Origin of the sequence: Candidatus Schmidhempelia bombi str. Bimp (genome assembly GCF_000471645.3) — a bacterium.
GTDB lineage: Bacteria > Pseudomonadota > Gammaproteobacteria > Enterobacterales > Orbaceae > Utexia > Utexia bombi.
This window is the reverse complement of sequence record NZ_AWGA01000036.1, coordinates 1-21126: the sequence shown is the minus strand read 5'-3', so window position 1 is coordinate 21126 and position 21126 is coordinate 1. Positions and strand designations below refer to the sequence as shown.

The following is a 21126-nucleotide window of genomic DNA, read 5'->3' as shown; positions in this document are numbered from 1 at the left end:
TATATTAATTCACGAGGTTTATTATGACATTATCGTTTTTCGCTGTAATACTGGTTATTTTCATCGCCTTTGTGGCGGGGATAGAAGGTATTTTAGATCAATTTCAATTTCATCAACCCTTAGTTTCATGTTCCTTAATCGGTCTAGTCACCGGTAATTTAGAAGCCTGTGTTGTATTAGGTGGGACATTACAAATGATCGTTCTTGGTTGGGCCAATATTGGTGCTGCGGTTGCCCCTGATGCCGCATTAGCCGCAGTCGCTTCAGCTATTATTTTGGCGCTGGGCGGTCAAGGTATTGATGGTGTCTCAACCGCAATTGCTCTCGCCATACCGCTAGCCGTTGCTGGATTATTTTTAACTATGTTAGTGCGTACGTTAGCAGTGTCTATTGTTCATATGATGGATACAGCAGCCGAACAAGGTAATATCAAAAAAATTGAATTACTTCAAATGTTAGCCATTGCTATGCAAGGGTTACGTATTGCTATACCCGCTACAGCTTTACTCTTTATTCCTTCACAAACCGTTGTCGAAATATTAAATTTTATGCCTAAATGGTTAACTGAAGGCATGGCTATTGGTGGTGGAATGGTTGTAGCCGTTGGTTATGCTATGGTAATCAATATGATGGCCAACAAAGAAGTATGGCCATTCTTTATTATTGGCTTTGTGGTTGCCGCGCTGTCTCAATTAACACTAATATCGCTGGGTGCTTTGGGTGTCGCGCTTGCCATTATCTATTTAAATCTCTCTGAACGCAGTAATCCCACTAACGATCGTCATAATTCGGGCGATCCCCTTGACGATATTTTAAATGATTACTAACAAGTTAGGAGAATACGATGGAAAAGCATCTTCAATTAAGTAAAAAAGATCGATTATCTGTTGCATGGCGTTCTACATTTTTACAAGGTTCATGGAATTATGAGCGTATGCAAAATGGCGGTTGGGCCTATGCGATGATTCCAACCATCAAAAAACTATATCATACTCAACCCGAACATCGCGCAGCATTAAAACGTCATTTAGAATTCTTCAATACCCATCCTTACTTGGCTTCTCCTATTTTAGGCGTCACTATGGCACTAGAAGAGCAACGAGCGAATGGCGCTGCAATCGATGATAGCGCAATACAAGGGGTGAAAGTTGGTATGATGGGACCATTAGCTGGCATTGGAGACCCAGTATTTTGGTTTACGGTTCGTCCAATGCTTGGTGCACTTGGTGCTTCATTAGCCATGAGTGGCAATATATTAGGTCCTATTTTATTTTTTCTATTATGGAATATTATTCGTATTGGCTTTATGTGGTACACCCAAGAACTTGGTTATCATACAGGGACTAAGATTACCGAAAATATATCGGGAGGAATATTACAAAAAATTACGAAAGGGGCATCAATCTTAGGGATGTTTATTCTTGCAACCTTAGTGCAAAGATGGGTTTCTATTGACTTTAAACCTATTATATCCAAAGTGAAATTGGATAAAGGATACATTGATTGGGCTAGCTTGCCGCCTAATAGCGAAGGAATAAAAGAGGCCTTAATTCAAGTTCAAAATGGGCTTTCACTCACACAAGAAAAAGTGACCACGCTACAAGATAATCTCGATCAGTTGATTCCAGGTTTAGTTCCGCTATTATTAACGTTTTTCTGTATGTGGCTATTAAAACGTAAAGTCTCACCAATTTTAATGATTATCGGTTTATTTATTACTGGCGTCATTGGGCATGTAGTTGGTCTATTATAGCCACTAATTTTGCAGGGCCAGATCGGTCCTGCTTGTCAACCTATTATTTATGGGTTTAATTCGTAGTTATCTTTGACATCAGGAGTAAATATTAATGGTACTTTCATTGAATACTAAAGCAGATTTTATTGTGAATAGTACATTATTTTTAGGTTTACCTGAATATGGGAAAATTATGATTGGTGATAAGGCTTTTGAATTTTATCATCAATATAATAGTGGAAAATTCGTACAGATACCATGGGGAGAAATTGAGTTAGTTCAAGCTATGGTACTATTTAAAGGGAAATGGATTCCTCGTTATGCGATTCATACCAAACGATATGGCACATTTACATTTGCCTCGCAGCAACCTAAATTGGTATTAAAAGCGATGCATACCTATATTGATCGTCATAAAATAGTTAAATCGCCAAGTTTGTTTCATTGGCTAAAACAGCGTATACGCCGTCAGAAACTCAAACAGTAAAGACTTAACCTATTTTACTACTTTTATTAACCTAACCAACAACATGATTACCGCTCTATGAAGCGTTTTTGTAATATGAAACGTGTTGTCATCAATTAATTTTAGCCTTTCCCGCTATTGATGACAATTATTAATATAAATTGGCTACACAACCTAAATTCATAGAGATAAGAGCGCTATTTGCTCAAAAAGTGCCACGATAAAATTAAATATATTGCGCTAAAAACCAAGTAATAGCGACTAAATCTGCACTACCACCAGGGCTTAAATGACGTGCGATAAGTTGCTGATCTAAATCAGCTAAACTTGCTCTACTTGCGTGATGGCACATTCCCCCTTTATCAATTAATGCTTTTGCTGCTTGCTGTACAAACTGCAAGCCCGCCATTCCTCCGCGTGACACTAAATTGGTATCATTATTATAAGCGAGCAGATATAACAACGCTTGTAATAAACTGGTTTCCTCGTCATAACCTTGCTGACGCATAGATAAATAGGCGGGTAACGCGATATTGTTCACCGTCATATAACCAGATTCAGCTTCCCCCCTCGCACCAGTTAGCTGATACTTTTTAAATAGATTTTCACCAACGGTGGAAACGGTCTGTTTTTGAATTAATTCTTTATCGACCATACCGCGACAAATACCAGCAACCTTTTGGCAAATGGTATGACAATTAATCGTTTGCTGCTGGGATTCGAGTTGTCCAATAGCGCCTAATAATAGACCAAAGGCAAAAATCCCCCCTTTATGAGTATTAACATGTCCCGTAGCGCTAAACATTGCTTGCTCACAAGCTAAACCTATTTGTCTGAGTCCTGATAGTAGTACAGATTCATCAATATTACTCGCTGATAGCCCATGGCAATAAAACCGTTCTAGATAAGGCGTAATAGCATCAATACTACGAATAAAAGTATCAAAATTCATATCACGGTGCGCACCACTATTAATACTGTCGACTAAACCTGGTTTAGGCGATAAACACACTTCTTTTAATAACGCTTTTTGAGCTAATTGCGCAGCCAAAGAATATTGATCGCTAGCCGATAAAGTTGCCTTTAATCGCGCTAGCTGTTGAGTATAATAATTCACATAAAAACCATAACAAATTGTTTAATCAAGAAAAATATAACAGATAATTGTTATTAAGACCAATTTAATCTATAAATGATGGGAATCGATTAAAGGGAGAAAGAAAAAGATTGGCTATTTCCAGATAATTGAGGTTGACTATGTCTATATATAATAGGCGCTATCTTATTTAAAACATTATACAACTAACCATACCAATTTATCTTATTCAGAGAAATAAACGTAGATTTAATCTTATTAAAGACGTAGCAGAAAATATTAATTTGTTCTCGCTGTTATCATAATCCCAATCTATAATTTTAGTTTTATCCCCTTGATAGACAATGTTATGTCAGCTGATATGTTCACACTTTTTAGAACCAAAAAGTGTGAACATATTATATTAAGGAATCCAACCATACAATTTTAAATCAACATGGCCATTTGATTTAAAGGTAATACCTTCAGATAATAATCGTTGTCGCTGCTGTTGATTGTGGCTAATTAGTTTCCCTTGCGCATTTACTACTCGATGCCAAGGTAGTTGAGTCTCTTCAGGTAGCTTTTTAAGCACCCAACCGACTAATCGTGCGCCGCGAGGTAATCCGGCTAATCGGGCAACGTCCCCATAACTGATGACATTGCCGTAAGGGATCGCTGCAATCACTGTATAAATGCGATAGGCTTTATCAAGTTGATTATTCATATATCTGTAACTGGCTTTCTGGGCTACCAAGTACTCTAAATTTATCCGTGATAGATATATCATTATTTAGCACTAGTTGAACTAAAATACGGTTATCTGCTAGACGTACAGTTGCCAGCACGTTACCTGTTTGTCGCCAATTGTCACCTAAGGCTAATTCTAAACTGCTTCCTACTTCAGGTAAGGCTGGACTTTCTCCAATTAGATGAAATAAACTACGTTTATTGGCACCGCGGTATTGGGCCCTTGCCACCATTTCTTGACCTCGATAACACCCTTTTTTGAAACTAATCGCTTCAATCTTTTCTAATCCCAGTGCTTGCGGTAAAAATTGCATAAAATAGTGGTTGTCTATAATGGCGTAATTCGCTTCTATATCTAGAGCAAGCCATTGTTCATCTGTTTTTTCAATAGCACCTTGTTGGCTTAATTTTTGCTGTAAATCAGCTATTTTTTCAGGTAAACCAATCAAAATAAAACGGGGTTGTGGCGCCTCAAAACGGAGAATAGTCAATCCATCTAAAGCCATAACCGAATGTGACGTCGTTGGTATATCGCCTAATAGTGCTGTTAATCGTTGTTCACAATGGTTACCGGCAACCCCTAACAATTGATTACTATTGTCTAATTGAATATTTACTTTCGAAAATACTGCATATTTTTTTAAGTCAGCAATTTGTGCAACGGCTACGCTATTGCGCAATAGGTAATTAATCTGTTCATTTTGCTGGAATAAGCATAAATTGCTTAGCACTTTACCACTTGGGTCACAATGGGCAGCAAACATAAAATGGTCTTGATCTAGCTGGCTGATATCATTAGTTAACTGTCCCTGTAAATAAGATCGGTTATCTTTACCTGAGACAGTAACTAGCTGCCAATTATCAAGCCGCATAAAACAAAAAGGAAGATCGTAAGCAAGAGATATATTCATAATTAACCTGATATGCTATTAATAATATTTATTTAATAAATCAAATAGTGATATTGTCATATTTAATGAAAAAAAGAAAAAGGAACCTTCTTTTTTATTACTACTACGTAAAATAATTACTGATTTATCAATGAATCATAAATGTTAGTTTATCATATTAATATGAGATAATAGAGTAGCCAAGAACGAAGTATTGCTACTGAATAACATTTTGTTAAGGTTAAAGAGAATGTGGCAGACGGTTTTAAAACCATCTTATTTTCTTATTAAATGCATGGCAGCGTTTTATCTGATTTTAGCTCTATTATTAATTGATCAATTTATTGCTAATCAATGGCTATGGGGAATCGCTCTGGTGGTGATTATAAGCTATTGGGAGTTTAGGCGTAGTTATCAATCTCTTCGATCTTTATATGGCGATATTGTGCTAATTCATGATAAGCGACAGATTTACTGGCATAAACAACGTTGGCAACTGTATCGACCGCCACTTATGCTTCAGTTTGCTATCGTGCTTAATTTACAATCATTACGTAATCGCCGATATATAACATTATGTTTAGTTTACGATCAATTGCCAAGATCAGAATGGCGGTCTTTATGTTATCGATTACATAACTTCTTTAAGTAATGGAATTCAGGTTATTCTATTGATTGACGGTTAATTTAAAGGCAACCGTATTTTTATAACACTCTTGAAAGCTTTCGGTTATAATAGCGGGTTACTAATTTTCATTTAAATCAATAAAATAGTCTATTTTTAACTGTGGCCAAACATTTATGTATCAATTATCAAATCAATTAGAATTACTAAGTCCTGCACGCGACGTTGAGATCGCTCGCGAAGCGATTTTACATGGTGCCGATGCCGTTTATATCGGTGGTCCAAGTTTTGGCGCACGTCACAATGCGGGTAATCGTGTTGAAGATATTGCCAAGTTGGTCAGTTTTGCACATCGTTATTATGCCAAAGTGTTTGTGACATTAAATACTATTTTACATGATGATGAACTAGAGCCAGCTCGTTTGTTGATCCATCAACTTTATGAGGCGGGCGTAGATGCGCTCATCGTGCAAGATATGGGGATTATGGCTTTGGATATTCCGCCGATTGATCTGCATGCGAGTACGCAAATGGATATTCGTACACCAGAAAAGGCTAAGTTTCTAGCTGATGTTGGTTTTTCGCAAATGGTATTAGCCAGAGAGCTCAATTTAACTGATGTTATGCAAATTAGTCAGCAGGTATCTGCAAAGATTGAGTTCTTTATTCACGGAGCACTGTGTGTCGCTTTTTCTGGACAATGCTATATTTCTCATGCCCAAACTGGTCGTAGTGCTAATCGTGGTGATTGTTCGCAAGCCTGTCGATTGCCCTATACGTTGAAAGATGATCAAGGTCGGGTGGTTGCCTATGAAAAGCACTTATTATCGATGAAAGATAATAATCAAACCGCTAATTTATTACCATTAATTGAGGCAGGGGTGCGCTCTTTCAAAATTGAAGGGCGTTATAAAGACATGGCTTACGTAAAAAATATTACTGCGCATTATCGCCAAAAATTAGATCAAATTTTAGCAAAGCGTAGTGATTTGCGTGCAGGATCGAGTGGACGCACAACTTATCAGTTTATTCCAAATCCACAAAAAACATTTCATCGAGGAAGTACAGACTATTTTGTTAATGGACGAAAAATTGATATTGGGGCGTTTGACTCACCTAAATTTATTGGTTTGACTATCGGTGAAGTGTTGAAAGTGAATAAAGATTCACTCGACGTTGCCAGTAAAGCCGTTTTGGCTAATGGTGACGGGTTAAATGTCCTGGTCAAACGTGATATTGTCGGTTTTAGAGCGAATAAAATTGAAAAAATAGCGAATGGACGTTATCGTATTTATCCTAATGAAATGCCAATGGAATTATTTAAATTACGGCCCAATCATCCATTAAATCGTAATCTTGATCATCAATGGCAACAAAGTTTAACAAAATCATCAAGCGAAAGACGTATCGGTGTCCATTTTCAATTAACCAGCGATAAATTAGGGCTGTGTTTACATGCGACGAGCGAAGAAGGTGTTGCTGTCAGCCAACGCTTAGATGGTGAATTTAGTTTGGCACATCAGCCCGATAAAACCATTAATAATTACCATATGAGTCTGGAAAAGTTGGGACAAACGGACTACTTCGCATTGACAATTAAGATTGAATTATCCGCTGTTTATTTTGTGCCTAATGCCGCTTTTAATCAGTTACGACGCGATGTGATTGATGCTTTAACTATGGCTCGACTGGCTGCTTATCCGCGAGCTAAACGTCGACCAATAGCTGAACCGGCACCGATTTATCCAGCAACGCAGCTGACTTATTTAGATAATGTTTATAATCATAAAGCGCGTGAATTTTATCAGCGTTTTGGCGTAACAATGATTGAAGCGGCTTATGAAGCACATCAAGTCAAGGATGAAGCGCCAGTGATGATCACAAAACATTGTTTGCGTTTTGCCTTTAATCTTTGTCCAAAACAAGCTAAAGGGGTAACTGGCGTTAAAACGAAAGCCACACCCATGCAGCTTGTGCATAACGATGAAATATTAACTTTAAAATTTAATTGTCGTGCTTGTGAAATGCAAGTCTGGGGTAAAATTAAATCACATATTTTAAAATCGCCTCTTGCTGGTAGCCAATTGATTTTGTTAAATCGTGATGATTAACCACTATCTTATCGATAGCATCGATTTGTTTTGGGCATTGATTCATAATGATCAATAGCAGTATATCTGTATTAATAAGCTACTATTTATATAGATATACTACAGATAATGGGGTAGCTTATTTTCTTTGAGAACTTTAACTCCTAATCTACCCCTTAGGCAATTTATTTTATCGTTTCCCTTTACGCGTTATTTGGCATTAGGCATCCTATTCTCTTCTAAGGATGTGATTTGATTATTTTTAATCAATACCTATATTAGGACGATTTCTATATTGTTGGTCTGTTACTTATTGTCCCTTTCCTGTCGTTCCAACGCTAATTTATATAATTGATTTTTCTTCAAATTATAAATTTCAGCGGTTAATGCAGCCGCTTTTTTAATAGGTAACTCTTGCATCAATAGGGTCAATGTAGATAATACCTTGGGATCTAACTGTTCATGTTCCTGTTTTTGATACCCTTCAATAATTAATACGAATTCACCTTTATGGCGATATTCATCATCAGCTAGCCAAGCCAGTAACGCTTTCACAGGCAAACCAATAATGGTTTCCCATGTTTTAGTTAATTCTTTGGCTAAAACTATATAGCGATCGGCACCAAAGCAATGGGCAATATCTTGTAACGTATCAATCAATCTATGCGTGGACTCATAAAAAATTAGCGTTCGAGGTTCTTGAGCTAGTGAAGTTAATTTATCTTGACGAGCTTTAGTTTTAGCCGGCAAAAATCCTTCATAAATAAAACGATCTGAAGCAATACCTGCCGCGCATAGTGCGGTAATAGCAGCGCAAGCTCCTGGAATTGGGACAACTTTAATTCCTTGTTGATGACATTGTCTTACTAAATGATAGCCTGGATCATTGATCAGTGGCGTACCCGCATCAGAAACCAGTGCAATAGATAAACCTGCTTTAAGCTTTGCAATCAACTGATGTGCTTTTTGCTGCTCATTATGATCATGTAAGGAAAATAATTTACCATTAATTAATAACTGTTGTAGCAGCAGTCCTGTATGACGCGTATCTTCGGCAGCAATTAAATCGACCTGTTTTAATACGTCAATTGCGCGTTGGCTAATATCGGCTAAATTACCTATAGGTGTTGCAACAATATATAATGTTGAAGGTATAATCTCTTGAATGGATGTTGACATAATAAATATAGCTATCTTTGCTGTTGAGTTAAAAGTATTGGGCCGAATGGGTAGGATAGATGAATAAATTATCGCTTTTTACCCACAACGTCTATTATAATTCGATTACTTACGTCTATTAACGATAGTAATAGATCATCTATCGTATAGATATAAATAAAAAATAGGGATAAACCTATTTTTTAAAATAGTTGATAGTATAATAAAATTAACAGTATATCGCATAATAAAATTAGTCAACACATTTAATATTGTATAGAATAGACAGTTTTATTTATTTCTGATTATCTAATGATTTATGGTGGGGAGACCTATGTCAGTTTTATTTGATAAAATAGCGCGAAAAAAGTGGACCAATGCTTTAGCGTTAAGTTCATTAAGTTTATCTTTAATGGCATGCACGCAGACACATCCTGCAAAAGTGCAAGATATTTCTGATAAAGCGCAAACAATAAAGAGTAAACCGGTTGTTGTGAACACTGAATCACAATACCAAGAATCTTATGATTATCAGAATCGTCCTTTTAATATTCAAATTCGTCACTTAGATGACAACACACATGATGATGTCTCTGAAAACAACATATTGACAAAAACCTCAACTACCCAAAATGAGCAAGGTGAGAATACGGTGGTAACCACCTCTGAAAATCAAGTGGTTTATCAACGTAATTATGATGAAATTCCTAAAGGTGGATATCAAGGTGATTCCTATACAGTAAAAAAAGGCGATACTTTATTTTATATTGCGTGGATTACTGGTAATGATTATCGCGCTTTAGCAGCTCGTAATAATATTAAAGAGCCGTATGACTTAAGAATTGGTCAAATATTAGATGTGTCTGGCAACACTACCGTTGTGGTAACCCAACAAACTACGACATCAACCGTAACACCGCCGAAAAAAGAAACATTACCTACTACTTCGATTAATTCAACTAAAACTACAGTGGTTAAACCAGTACCCAAAACAGATCCTACTACTACTGCAAAAACACAATCGGCATCCAAACCAGTGATTAAACAACCTATTATTACTGCACCGCCGGCTAGCTCAAACACCAAGAACAGCACAACCACGACCGTAACAACCACCACTACCACGACTTCGGGTGGCAAAAAGATGTCAAATACAACATCGACCACCACCTCATCAACAGCGACAACCACTCAAGGGAAAGCAACCACCAATATTGCTTGGCGCTGGCCGGCTCGCGGACGGGTTATTGAAAAATTCTCTAACGCGACTAAAGGGATTGATATCAGTGGTTCCTTAGGCGATAAAGTGATGGCAGCGGCAAGTGGACGAGTGGTTTATGCGGGTAATGCGCTACCTGGTTATGGTAACTTAATCATTATTAAGCATAATGATGATTACTTAACCGCTTATGCCAATAACCAAAATATTTTAGTTAAAGAGCAACAAGATGTGAAAGTAGGGCAACAAATTGCGACGATGGGTAAGACGGGTACCTCATCGGTGCGCTTACACTTTGAAATTCGTTACAAAGCGAAATCTGTTGATCCAATAAAATATTTACCAAAACAATAATAAATATAGGGTAACAATGTGAGAATGTCCTGATCAACCCATTTAGTTTTATACTTTTATAAAGGAGCATTCAATGGCTGTAAAAAAATTAGTCTTGGTTAGACATGGTGAAAGTATCTGGAATCAAGAAAACCGTTTTACCGGTTGGACAGATGTTGATCTATCCGATAAAGGGCGTGGTGAAGCAGCGGAAGCGGGGCGTTTACTAAAACAAGCAGGATTTGAGTTCGATTTTGCTTATACATCAGTGTTAAAACGGGCAATTCATACGCTATGGCACGTCTTAGATGAATTAGATCAACCATGGTTACCAGTAGAAAAATCATGGAAACTTAATGAGCGTCATTATGGCGCGCTACAAGGTTTAAATAAAGCTGAAACCGCAGATAAATATGGTGATGATCAGGTTAAATTATGGCGCCGTGGTTTTGCTATTACGCCACCAGCACTTACCAAAGAGGATAAACGTTACCCAGGGCATGATTTACGTTATAAGGGTTTATCTGATAACCAATTACCATTAACCGAAAGTTTAGCGTTAACCATTGATCGTGTTATTCCTTACTGGCAATCAACGATTAAACCACGTGTCGTTAGTGGTGAACGAGTGATTATTGCTGCGCATGGTAATTCGTTACGTGCTTTAGTGAAATATTTGGATAATATTAGTGATGACGATATTATCGACTTAAATATTCCAACGGGGGTACCATTGGTCTATGAATTTGATGATAATATGCAGGTTATTAAACACTATTACCTTGGTGATGCTGAAGCCATTGCTGCAAAAGCGGCTGCGGTAGCAAATCAAGGGAAAAGTAAAGGCTAAGCGTTAGCATTATATAACAGCGATAAAAGTAGGCGGATAAGTATAAGTTTCGCCTATTTTTATCGCTTTAAAATATGGATTTTTCCCAGTCTATTAACTACCTAATATCTGCATCATTAAATACCTAACATTTTGTATAGGTGATGGCGACTTATTATTCCTTTTAAGCAAATCCTTTTTTCCATTATAACTATGATTAGTTAAACTGTTAGTAATTCGTTGGCGTAAATTAAAAACGACACCAGTTAAAGAACAAGGTGCTCAATAGATAGTGATATACTCAATATAGAAGAACACTTTTTTAATATTACCGCGCTGCGTATAATTTAATTCCACTACTGAGTTGATCTTTGCTTATTATTCAAAAATAAAATAAGTGTGAATTAGCTCTCATCACCAATCCTAGTTTATTGTTAACACATTCAAATTACTGCAATATATCGTTTATTTAGTCGTGTTTTTTATTGTTCACTTTTTTATTGGATCCAAACATAATTTATTTCATAAATAAAGGAAGTAACAGCATGAAAAAAAAAGTAGTGGTATCGGGTATTATCATGAGTTTAGTTTCATTTTCTGGCATGGCAAAGCAATTTGTATTAACTGATAGCGAAAAAGGGATTGCTGTGGGTGATTGGCACGTTTCTAATCAAACCTTAAATATTGCTAATAGTACCACGTTCTCTGTGCAAAATAATGTACTAAAAGGAGGTAAACAGGCGGGAAGTGAAGTCATTACCATTACAAGTGGTGATTTCATTATTAAACTAAGTCCTACGCGTGGTATGGGGATTTTATCCGTTGAAGGGGAGGGTATTCGTTTAGGTTGGGATTCACCAGTAAATGAAGTGGTCCATCCTAGCTTTATTAATTTAGAAAGTCGTGGTGGACTAGGCTGGCTTGATGGCTTTAATGAAATGATGGTGCGTTGTGGATTTGCGTGGTCAGGTCATGCAACTAAGGCAGATAATATGGTTTATACCCTGCATGGACGTGCGGCAAATACCCCTGTATCTAAATTAATTGTTGATATTAATGATTATGCACCTTATACCATAACCGTTAAAGGATTAATCAAAGAGAATACCTTTAAGAAAAGTCAGTTAGAAACATGGGCTACGTTAAGTTATACCCCAGGTAGTCGTTCATTTATTGTAAAAGATACGGTAACTAATCAGAGTGATTATCCACGTGATTATCAAATTATTTACCACAGTAACTTTGGTACGCCAATTTTAGAACAAGGGGCCAGATTTATTGCGCCAGTAAAACAAATCTCTCCATTTAACCACTATGCGATTTCTGGCTTAGCAACATGGCAAACGTATTTAGCGCCAACCCCTAATTTTGATGAAATGGTGTTTAATGTTATTCCTTATGCCGATAAACAAGGCAAAACCCAAGTAATGTTAACGAATAAAGATGGGGATAAAGGCGCAGGCATTGCTTACAATATCAATCAGCTGCCAGTATTATCCCTTTGGAAAAACACCGATACCTTAAAACAAGGTTATGTAACTGGTCTTGAGCCCGGTACCAGCTTTGCTTATCCTGTCACTATCGAGCGCCAGCAAGGACGCGTACCGCAATTGGCGCCAAAACAGAGTGTTGAATTTAGCTTAACCTATTCATTATTAGCTAATAAAGCTGATGTGACTGCTTATGAAGCAGAAATTAAAGCGATCCAAGGTACACGCCAAACCTCAGTGCTTGATAAACCGTTAGCCAATGAATAATCATCATTAATGATAAGGGGAAAATATTGTTCTCAATTGGTTTGATACTTTAGGATTAAAATAAAAAGCGTGAGGGTTTATTTCACGCTTTTTATTTAAACAACATATTATGATGAAGAAAGTAATGACTTCAGATAATAGAGCTGCTCTAGTGCCGCTTTCGGTGTTAAGCTATCTGGATCAATGTTGGCCAATACTTTCTCAACCTCGGAAGGTTCAACATCATCCAATAGCGTTAATTGCGATTTATCAACTTGACTTGCACTAGCTTGCTTAGATAAATGTTCAAGCTCACGCAATTTCTGTTTTGCACGCTTAAGTACTGGCTGGGGAACCCCTGCTAATCCAGCTACTGCAATGCCATAACTTTTACTAGCAGCGCCTTCTTGTACCGTATGCATAAATGCAATGGTATTATCATGTTCCACTGCATCTAAGTGTACATTATGTACGCCTATTAATTGATCTGGAAGTTGAGTCAACTCAAAATAATGCGTTGCAAATAAGGTCATGGCCTTAATATTTTTACTCAAACTTTCAGCACAGGCCCAAGCAAGGGATAAGCCATCATAAGTGGAGGTACCCCGTCCAATTTCATCCATTAGTACTAAACTTTTATCGGTAGCATTATGTAAAATATTCGCGGTCTCTGTCATTTCTACCATAAACGTTGAACGACCAGAGGCTAAATCATCCGAAGCACCAATACGGGTAAAGATACGATCAATAGGGCCAATCTCCGCTTGTGCCGCAGGAACAAAACTGCCAATATACGCCAATAATACAATTAACGCTGTTTGACGCATATAGGTACTTTTCCCTCCCATATTAGGACCTGTAATAATTAGCATACGTCGTTCTGGAAACAATTTAACGGGATTGGCTATAAATGGTTCAGATATGACTTGCTCAACAACAGGGTGGCGTCCTTCAACAATATGAATACCCGGTTTATCGGTGAGATGTGGACAGGTATAATTAAGTGTATAAGCACGTTCTGCTAAATTCGTTAACACATCCAGTTCCGCAAGTGCCGTAGCGCTGGCTTGCATTGGTCCTAATGATGGCAATAACAGATCAAATAATTCATCATATAAGGTTTTTTCTAATGCTAAGGCTTTACCCTTAGAGGTTAATACTTTATCTTCATACTCTTTTAATTCAGGAATAATATAACGCTCAGCATTTTTTAAGGTTTGGCGTCGAGTATAGTGGATAGGGACTAAATGACTTTGCCCTCGACTCACTTGAATATAATAGCCATGTACGGCATTAAAGCCAATTTTCAATGTATCAATATTATGGGTCGTACGTTCACGGATTTCTAACTGTTCAAGATAGTGGCTAGCGCCATCCGCCAGTAAGCGTAGCTCATCGAGTTCTTCATGATAACCAGTAGCAATAACACCACCATCTCGAATTAAAACTGGTGGTGATTCAATAATAGCTTGAGTAAGTAATTCAGCAATTTGATCAAATTGATTGATGGTATTCTTTAATTGTAATAAATGTGGACTTTCCACATGCGCTAATAGTTCATGTAGTTTTGGTAAGATCTGATAAGCATCACGAATACGTGCAAAATCACGTGGCTTTGCTGTTCTGAGCGCGAGTCTAGCTAAAACACGCTCAATATCACCAATTTTACGTAATAAGGGTTGTAATACACTGACTAAGAGTTGCAGTTCATTAATTGACGCTTGGCGATTGGTTAAGATGTGTTGATCTCTAATAGGGGAATGTAACCAACGTTTTAACATACGGCTACCCATCGCCGTCTTTGTTTTATCTAAAATTGCGGCTAACGTATTATCGGAACCACCGCTTAAATTCTCAGTAATCTCTAAATTACGTCGGGTTGCCGCATCCAACACCACACATTCATCCAAAGATGATTTACTTAACCGCACAATATGTGGCAAAGCGGTACGTTGGGTATCTTTCACATATTGCAATAAACAACCCGCTGCTCTTAAGGCTTTGGTATCATTTTCAACGCCAAATCCCGTTAAATCACGGGTGCCAAATTGCAAATTCAGTTGCTGACGGGCCGTATCGAGTTCAAATTCCCAACTTGGACGACGACGCAAACCATGACGCTGAGCAATTAAATCCATATCAATAAAGTTTTCAATATGAAGTAACTCAACAGGATCAGTACGTTGTAACTCAGCTTGTAGTGTCTCACGATCAGTGCATTCAAAGATATCAAAGCGCCCAGAGCTAATATCTAATGTTGCATAACCAAAGCCAGTTTTATCTTGATATAATGCGGCTAAAAGGTTATCACGTTTTTCTTCCAACAACGACTCATCGCTAACGGTACCTGGCGTCACAATACGGACTACTTTACGTTCAACAGGACCCTTACTGGTTGCCGGATCGCCAACTTGTTCGCAAATAGCCACCGACTCACCAAGAGAAATTAATTTTGCCAAATAGTTATCGACAGCGTGATAGGGAATACCAGCCATAGGTATCGGTTCCCCAGCGGAAGCCCCACGTTTAGTTAGTGAAATATCTAACAATTGCGACGCTTTTTTGGCATCATCGTAAAATAATTCATAAAAATCCCCCATACGATAAAACAACAAAATATCCTGGTGCTGGGCTTTAAGTTTTAGGTATTGCTGCATCATTGGAGTATGGTTATCTAAATTTACGTTATCATTCATAGTGTTATTTGCGTTTTTTGTTAATATTTCAATATATTAATAAATTTAATCAGTCTCATTAAGTATCATTTTAACTCATAAAATCTAATTAATTCTTAATCATTAATGTAACTAAAAGTATAACTAGTATGAATGGTATATTATAATTTAGTTATAAAATAATAGTTATCATCCGTTTATTATAACTGATTATTAGTTCATCGCAGAGGGCTATTTTATGGCAAATGGTGATCAAAAGTGTTATCTCATCAAGCTATAGTAAAACTAAAGCCGAATAGTAAAGTACCACCCGATCGCAATGAAAATCGTGGTTTAAGAGTTGCGTGTCCAAAAACGGGTAAAAAACGATTTATATACAGATACCGAAGAACGGATGGTAAATTAGTTGAAATGACTATTGGTTATTTTCCACAAATGCAATTAGCTGAAGATTGTGCACAATGACAAGCGTTGAAAAATTCGAAAAAGTGGATATTGTCCTAGAAAACCATGAGAACAACAAAAAATTAATGAGCTACAGCTTAAAAAAGCACAAGAAAATAAATCCAAATTTACCATTAAGAAAATGATTGATTTATATTTAACGAAATATATCCAAGAACACCATACTAAAGATAGTAAAGTAATAAAAAGAGTAATTAAAGCTTAAAGGTCAAAAATGAAATTAGAAAAACATTACACGCTGATCCTATACAAGTTTTAGATAATCAATCCGCAACAGATGTGACAAGGCAAAATATTATTAATCTTATTAGATGAGTGAAAATAAATTTTTTAGAATTATTTTATGTTGAATTTTTTGATGTGAACTGTTGGGGGTGAGTAGAAAGAACCATTGAAAGGTTCACGTGCACTTCACGTACATTTTCATTTCCTGACATAGTCTATTCTAAGTCGGTTTTATGTATAAACAAACAGTAGCTTTATTTTGTATCTTGTTGATTATATTGGTTATTTTTATTTAGGTGGTAGGCTGACTGGAGTTGAATTAGTGTAAGCACCCCCTTATTATCATTGAATTTGTCATAATTCAGAATAAATAAATCCCTTTATTCATTCCCTTATTAATTTTATGTAAAAAAATACTTTTTTTGAAAAAGTAATCTCACGAATCTTAGTTAAAATTTATTTTATAAGTAGCTTAGGTCTTAAAAAATAAAATAAAAAAAATTATTACAACTTGAGTGCGGAGCGCAGCTTAAAACAAGTTATAGTGCTAATTTTTCGATTGTGTAGTGACGGTGAATTAATATTAAAAAGTTCACGGTTAATACACATGAGAAAATATATTATATTTGTATAAAGTTTATGGAAATTGAATTTAGGATATTAAAATATCCAAAATTACATCATGTATGAAAGTTGCTTAAATCTAACCTGTTTGATAAGCTTGCCTTTTATCGCTTGGAATAATCTTAGGCTTTAGTTAGAACAACAAAACTTTTCAATAAAAACTTAAACTTCTCTTTTAAGATTAGTTAAGGATTTACATATGATAAAACAATCATTTTCTGAAAAAAACATTAGAAAATTATATGATCTAGAATATAGAAAAGGTAATAACCTCGAAAAAATTTATTTCCCTGATGTCGTTATTCTTACAGAAAAAATAAGTTATATAAAAAAGAAAATTAAAAATTATCTGAGAATGAACAAACATGATTTTGGTAAATTGATCGCATTAAAGTATTATAGAAAAATCAAAAAGGAATTTGAAAAAGAAAAGGAGGAACTATTAGTAAAAAGATTAGAATTAATTAGCCTAAATATATTATCAAATAATTATGAGATATCTCTAAGTCATAATAAATTGAAAGGAAAAGATATTTATACAGCTAATACCGATACTCCTGAAATATTTTTTCTACTTAAACAATTGCAATTTAATTTAAAAAATTTATATGCTATTAAACAAGCCAATCGAAATTTTTTGTTATCACAACTAAAAATTATTTTATCGAATGGTTTTCCTAAAATGACATTCAAAATAGATATTTCATCTTTTTATGAAAGTATTTCCAGAGTTGATGTTATCCAAACTATCAAAGATGATCCTAAATTATCCCTGCAAACAAAAAAAACTATATGTTATATATTTGAATGTTTAGAAAAAAAATATGCTAATAAAATAGGTATTCCAAGGGGTATTGGATTAAGTGCTTATTTAGCTGAACATTACATGAAAAGTTTTGATGATTTCTTTAAAACTCACCCTGAATGTTCATATTACTCCCGTTATGTAGATGATATTATTATTGTTTTCAATCCAGCAAGTGATATGTCAATAAAAAACATTGAAAAAGAATATCTTGGAATAATAAATGACCAGCTTAAAAAAAAGCAACTGAAACTAAATAATCATAAAAAAGTTGTTATTAAAGATAATATGAATAAAACATTCGACTATCTTGGTTATACATTTCACATAAAAAATGGAAATTTAGAAAAAATAAACTTAACACAAAAGAGATACGATAATTATATACAAAAAATAGAACTATGTTTTCGATCTTATTCTAGACAATTTAAAAAATGTCCTAATAAAGCAAATATCATGTTAAAAAGTAGATTACGTTATTTAACATCAAATACTCGTTTAGTTCATAACAAAAAAAATGTAATGACTGGTATTTATTTTTCTAATCAGTTTATTACAGATTATTCTCAACTAAGTGATTTAGATATCTACTTACAAAATAAAGTAAATTCAATTAATAATCCATCTCTTCAAACTCAGCTAACATCATTTTCTTTTAAAATAGGATTTGAAGAAAAAATCTATGTTAATTTTCCTCAAAAATTTATAAAAGAAATCCAACAGTTATGGAAGTATAGTGTATGAATAAATTTATAAAATTAAAATATAAAAAAGAAAGATGTATATTGTCAGATACTCTTCCATTCGAAGTTCCAATAATATTTAATAATAAAAACTTCTATGATTTTATCTTAAAAAACAGAATAAAATTTGAAAATACTAATGGCATTAAGAAAATAAGTTGGATAAATATTCATGGTTCTGATGCCTTAGATTATTTAATAAAAATTTTATTTAACTTAAAAATTGACTCCACTTTAGAAAAAATTGGAAACATTCGTATTTATGCAAAGGAGGATAAAAAATTTAATAGTGATACAATACCTTATAATTTCAAAATAACTCATCATAGCAATATATTCCGTGAATTATCAATTCCTCATCCCCTAACACAATTAATTATTATTGATTTTTATGAAAGATATAAAGAATTAATCATTTATTATTGTTCACTAAGTTCTTTTTCTATCCGCAAACCAGTTAAAGTTGCACAATATATTTTTCATAAAGATAGAACTCATTATAACCAACTAGTTGATGATACATATTCCAATTTAGAATTAGATGAAGAAGAGCCTGAGAACTTGAGATCTTTTTTTGTTTATAGAGATGTAAGTAACATTCACGCATTCTATGATTCTTCATTATTTCATGAACAAGAGAAAAAATATAATAATTTAATGAAATTAGACATATCTAAATGTTTTGACAGCATTTATACACACTCAATTTCTTGGGCTATTAATGGATTTAAACAAACTAAACAAGCAATATCTTTGAGTACTAAAACTTTTGCTGGTGCATTTGATAAATTAATGCAAGAAAGTAACTATAATGAAACTAATGGAATAATTATTGGTCCAGAAATCTCAAGAATATTTGCTGAAATAATACTACAATCCATCGATTTAAATATAAAACAAAATTTGATGGATAATGGACTGATCGAAGGTGTTAATTATAATATTTTCCGTTATATTGATGATTACTTTGTATTTTATAACAATAATAGTCATAAGGAAATTTTAATACAAACGATTCAAGATAATATTCGCAAATATAAATTAAATCTCAACACATCCAAATTGATTGATTATCAAAAACCTATCATTACTGAAATGTCCATAGCAAAAACAAAAATATCTTCAATTTTAAATGAAAGATTAGAGTTTAAGTTAGAAACAGTTGAAAATGATAATTTAAATTTGCTTGAAGAAAAAACTACAAAAGGAAATATATATATTAATAATGATACCCTTATTCGTGATTTTAAAATAATCCTCAAAGAAAGTAATGTAGAGTATAAAAACATATTAAACTATACACTTTCCATAATTGAACGAAAAATAGAATTAATTTTAAAAAAATATAATAAAGTAAGTTTACAACATAAAAAGCAAGAAAATTTGATTTTATCTATAAGAAATATTTTAAATTTTACTTTCTTTGTGTATACAATCAACCCTCAAGTTAGCCCAACAATAAGATTATCTAGAATTATAGGTAAGGTACTATTTTTTGTAAAAAAATCAAATCTGAATAAAGAAAACCAAAATATAATTGAGCATTTTTTATATGAAAATATTTGTATAGTTCTAGACGCAAACCGGATAAAAAAACATACGCATATAGAAACAATTTATTTATTATTAAGTGTTGCAGAATTAGGGAAAGAATATTCATTTTCAGAATTAAGACTCGCTTCCTACTTTAATATCGATCTTAGTCAAAATGAAAATTTGCATCTAAGCTACTTTGCTTTAATTACTATTTTGTTTTATATAAAAGATAAGAAAAAATATAAACAACTACGCAGTATTGTTGTTAATTCAATTAAAAATAAAATAATTAAAAACAAAAATAGGAGAGACTCTGAATCAATATTGCTTTTGATGGATATATTATCTTGCCCCTATGTAGATATAAATATAAAAGAAGAACTATTGAAAAATAAATATGGAATTACTGATGCATCAGTATTGGCCAACATGTGTAATTTTAAAAAACATAAAAAAATCCAACAATGGTTTACTATCTGGAGTAATTTTGACTTTTTAAAAGAACTTTACGTGAAATACTCTAGAGAGGTATACTAAGTTGCGCTAAAAATCAGTCCAGAATAGCACTTAGAAATATTTGTTATGTTTTTAACTATAAATTCTAATATGGTGCTCACACATCAGCGCATTCTGTTAATGGATTTTGTTATGACTATTTTCAGAAAAAGAGGGAGTGTTTGCTGATTTTCCTCCTTCCTCTTTTTATCATCAAAATATATTAAAATAAATTCTCACTTAATTACTATAGATAATTCACTAAATAAAACACAAAATCAATAACTCACTATACTTATTTTATTTTTGATCGCCCACACCGAGCAATAGACGTCAATTGATCTGTATAAATAATTGGGTTTAACTATTGAAAATACAATTAATATAGCTTTAACTGATAAATTTATTTAAGGAATAAACTATGAAAAATTATTATTTTTAATACCTTTAACTGCTTTTTTATATGGTTGCGGTGATGATGTTAAAACCGTTAAGTATTGGGAAGATAATAGAGATGAACGTAAAGCCTTTCTGAAAAAATGTCGTGATGGTGAAGTAGATAGGAACTCTCAATCTTGTAAAAATGCTAGAATCGCAAATATGGGAGATTTCAGTCTAAAAGATTGGTATGTCCACACTTTTTGGTACCAAA

Annotated in this window: 17 protein-coding genes; 12 read left to right on the top strand and 5 right to left on the bottom strand. The window is 34.2% G+C overall.

The genetic code is table 11. The features are described 5' to 3' along the window. The first annotated feature begins 23 nt into the window (after positions 1-23). The 3 genes from O970_RS03520 (at position 24) to O970_RS03510 (ending at position 2222) form a co-directional block, all read left to right on the top strand. Positions 24-827 (top strand): PTS mannose/fructose/sorbose transporter subunit IIC, encoded by an 804-nt coding sequence (locus O970_RS03520; RefSeq protein ID WP_024495786.1) that lies wholly within the window; start codon positions 24-26, stop codon positions 825-827. A 17-nt stretch (positions 828-844) separates the two neighbouring features. Then, positions 845-1753: a PTS system mannose/fructose/sorbose family transporter subunit IID gene (locus O970_RS03515; protein WP_024495785.1), complete on the top strand. Its 909-nt coding sequence runs from the start codon at positions 845-847 to the stop codon at positions 1751-1753. A 94-nt stretch (positions 1754-1847) separates the two neighbouring features. Beyond that, positions 1848-2222 carry a DUF956 family protein gene (locus tag O970_RS03510; protein WP_024495784.1) on the top strand — a complete coding sequence of 125 codons (375 nt, stop codon included), beginning with the start codon at positions 1848-1850 and terminating at the stop codon, positions 2220-2222. A gap of 205 nt (positions 2223-2427) precedes the next feature. On the opposite strand, the gene citG is transcribed toward O970_RS03510, so the two are convergent. The 3 genes from citG to ygfZ all read right to left on the bottom strand — a co-directional run bounded on the left by citG (position 2428) and on the right by ygfZ (position 4937). Continuing rightward, entirely contained in the window at positions 2428-3318 is an 891-nt protein-coding gene (gene citG, locus O970_RS03505; RefSeq protein ID WP_024495783.1) for a triphosphoribosyl-dephospho-CoA synthase CitG, read from the bottom strand. Positions 3319-3700: 382 nt separating this feature from the next. Continuing rightward, complete coding sequence (locus tag O970_RS03500; RefSeq protein WP_024495782.1) at positions 3701-4003, bottom strand: MGMT family protein; 303 nt, start codon at positions 4001-4003, stop codon at positions 3701-3703. Further along, entirely contained in the window at positions 3996-4937 is a 942-nt protein-coding gene (gene ygfZ, locus O970_RS03495) for a tRNA-modifying protein YgfZ (protein WP_024495781.1), read from the bottom strand. Before ygfZ ends, O970_RS03500 begins: the two co-directional genes overlap by 8 nt. Before the next feature lie 229 nt (positions 4938-5166). On the opposite strand from ygfZ, the gene O970_RS03490 reads away from it, so the two are divergent. Then, positions 5167-5568: a protein YgfX gene (locus O970_RS03490; protein ID WP_024495780.1), complete on the top strand. Its 402-nt coding sequence runs from the start codon at positions 5167-5169 to the stop codon at positions 5566-5568. A gap of 149 nt (positions 5569-5717) precedes the next feature. Further along, positions 5718-7652 carry a peptidase U32 family protein gene (locus tag O970_RS03485; RefSeq protein ID WP_024495779.1) on the top strand — a complete coding sequence of 645 codons (1935 nt, stop codon included), beginning with the start codon at positions 5718-5720 and terminating at the stop codon, positions 7650-7652. Positions 7653-7937: 285 nt separating this feature from the next. Here the strand turns inward: O970_RS03485 and rsmI are convergent, their stop codons facing one another. Further along, the gene (gene rsmI / locus O970_RS03480) at positions 7938-8810 is read right to left on the bottom strand and encodes a 16S rRNA (cytidine(1402)-2'-O)-methyltransferase (RefSeq protein WP_024495778.1); all 873 of its coding nucleotides are present in this window, start codon (positions 8808-8810) and stop codon (positions 7938-7940) included. Positions 8811-9123: 313 nt separating this feature from the next. Between rsmI and nlpD the strand changes: the two genes are divergently transcribed. From nlpD to O970_RS03465, 3 genes are all read left to right on the top strand, one after another. Then, positions 9124-10362 carry a murein hydrolase activator NlpD gene (gene nlpD / locus O970_RS03475; RefSeq protein WP_024495777.1) on the top strand — a complete coding sequence of 413 codons (1239 nt, stop codon included), beginning with the start codon at positions 9124-9126 and terminating at the stop codon, positions 10360-10362. A gap of 73 nt (positions 10363-10435) precedes the next feature. Beyond that, on the top strand, positions 10436-11191 hold the full coding sequence (gene gpmA, locus O970_RS03470) for a 2,3-diphosphoglycerate-dependent phosphoglycerate mutase (RefSeq protein ID WP_024495776.1): 756 nt from the start codon (positions 10436-10438) through the stop codon (positions 11189-11191). Positions 11192-11715: 524 nt separating this feature from the next. Next, the gene (locus O970_RS03465; RefSeq protein ID WP_024495775.1) at positions 11716-12927 is read left to right on the top strand and encodes an aldose 1-epimerase family protein; all 1212 of its coding nucleotides are present in this window, start codon (positions 11716-11718) and stop codon (positions 12925-12927) included. Between the two features lie 107 nt (positions 12928-13034). Here O970_RS03465 and mutS read toward each other — a convergent pair whose 3' ends face one another. After that, the gene (gene mutS, locus O970_RS03460; protein WP_024495774.1) at positions 13035-15602 is read right to left on the bottom strand and encodes a DNA mismatch repair protein MutS; all 2568 of its coding nucleotides are present in this window, start codon (positions 15600-15602) and stop codon (positions 13035-13037) included. Between the two features lie 237 nt (positions 15603-15839). Here mutS and O970_RS03455 point away from each other — a divergent pair, with 237 nt between their 5' ends. From O970_RS03455 to O970_RS10280, 4 genes are all read left to right on the top strand, one after another. Then, positions 15840-16046, top strand: coding sequence for an Arm DNA-binding domain-containing protein (locus O970_RS03455; protein ID WP_024495773.1), 207 nt, complete (start codon positions 15840-15842; stop codon positions 16044-16046). A gap of 1048 nt (positions 16047-17094) precedes the next feature. After that, positions 17095-18444, top strand: a complete 1350-nt coding sequence (drt3a, locus tag O970_RS03450) for an antiviral reverse transcriptase Drt3a (protein WP_024495772.1) — start codon at positions 17095-17097, stop codon at positions 18442-18444. Continuing rightward, positions 18441-20516 carry an antiviral reverse transcriptase Drt3b gene (drt3b, locus tag O970_RS03445; RefSeq protein ID WP_024495771.1) on the top strand — a complete coding sequence of 692 codons (2076 nt, stop codon included), beginning with the start codon at positions 18441-18443 and terminating at the stop codon, positions 20514-20516. The genes drt3a and drt3b overlap by 4 nt, the downstream gene beginning before the upstream one ends. 372 nt (positions 20517-20888) lie before the next feature. Next, positions 20889-21126 (top strand): EexN family lipoprotein (locus O970_RS10280; protein ID WP_166667073.1); only part of this gene is annotated, 238 nt, incomplete at its 3' end.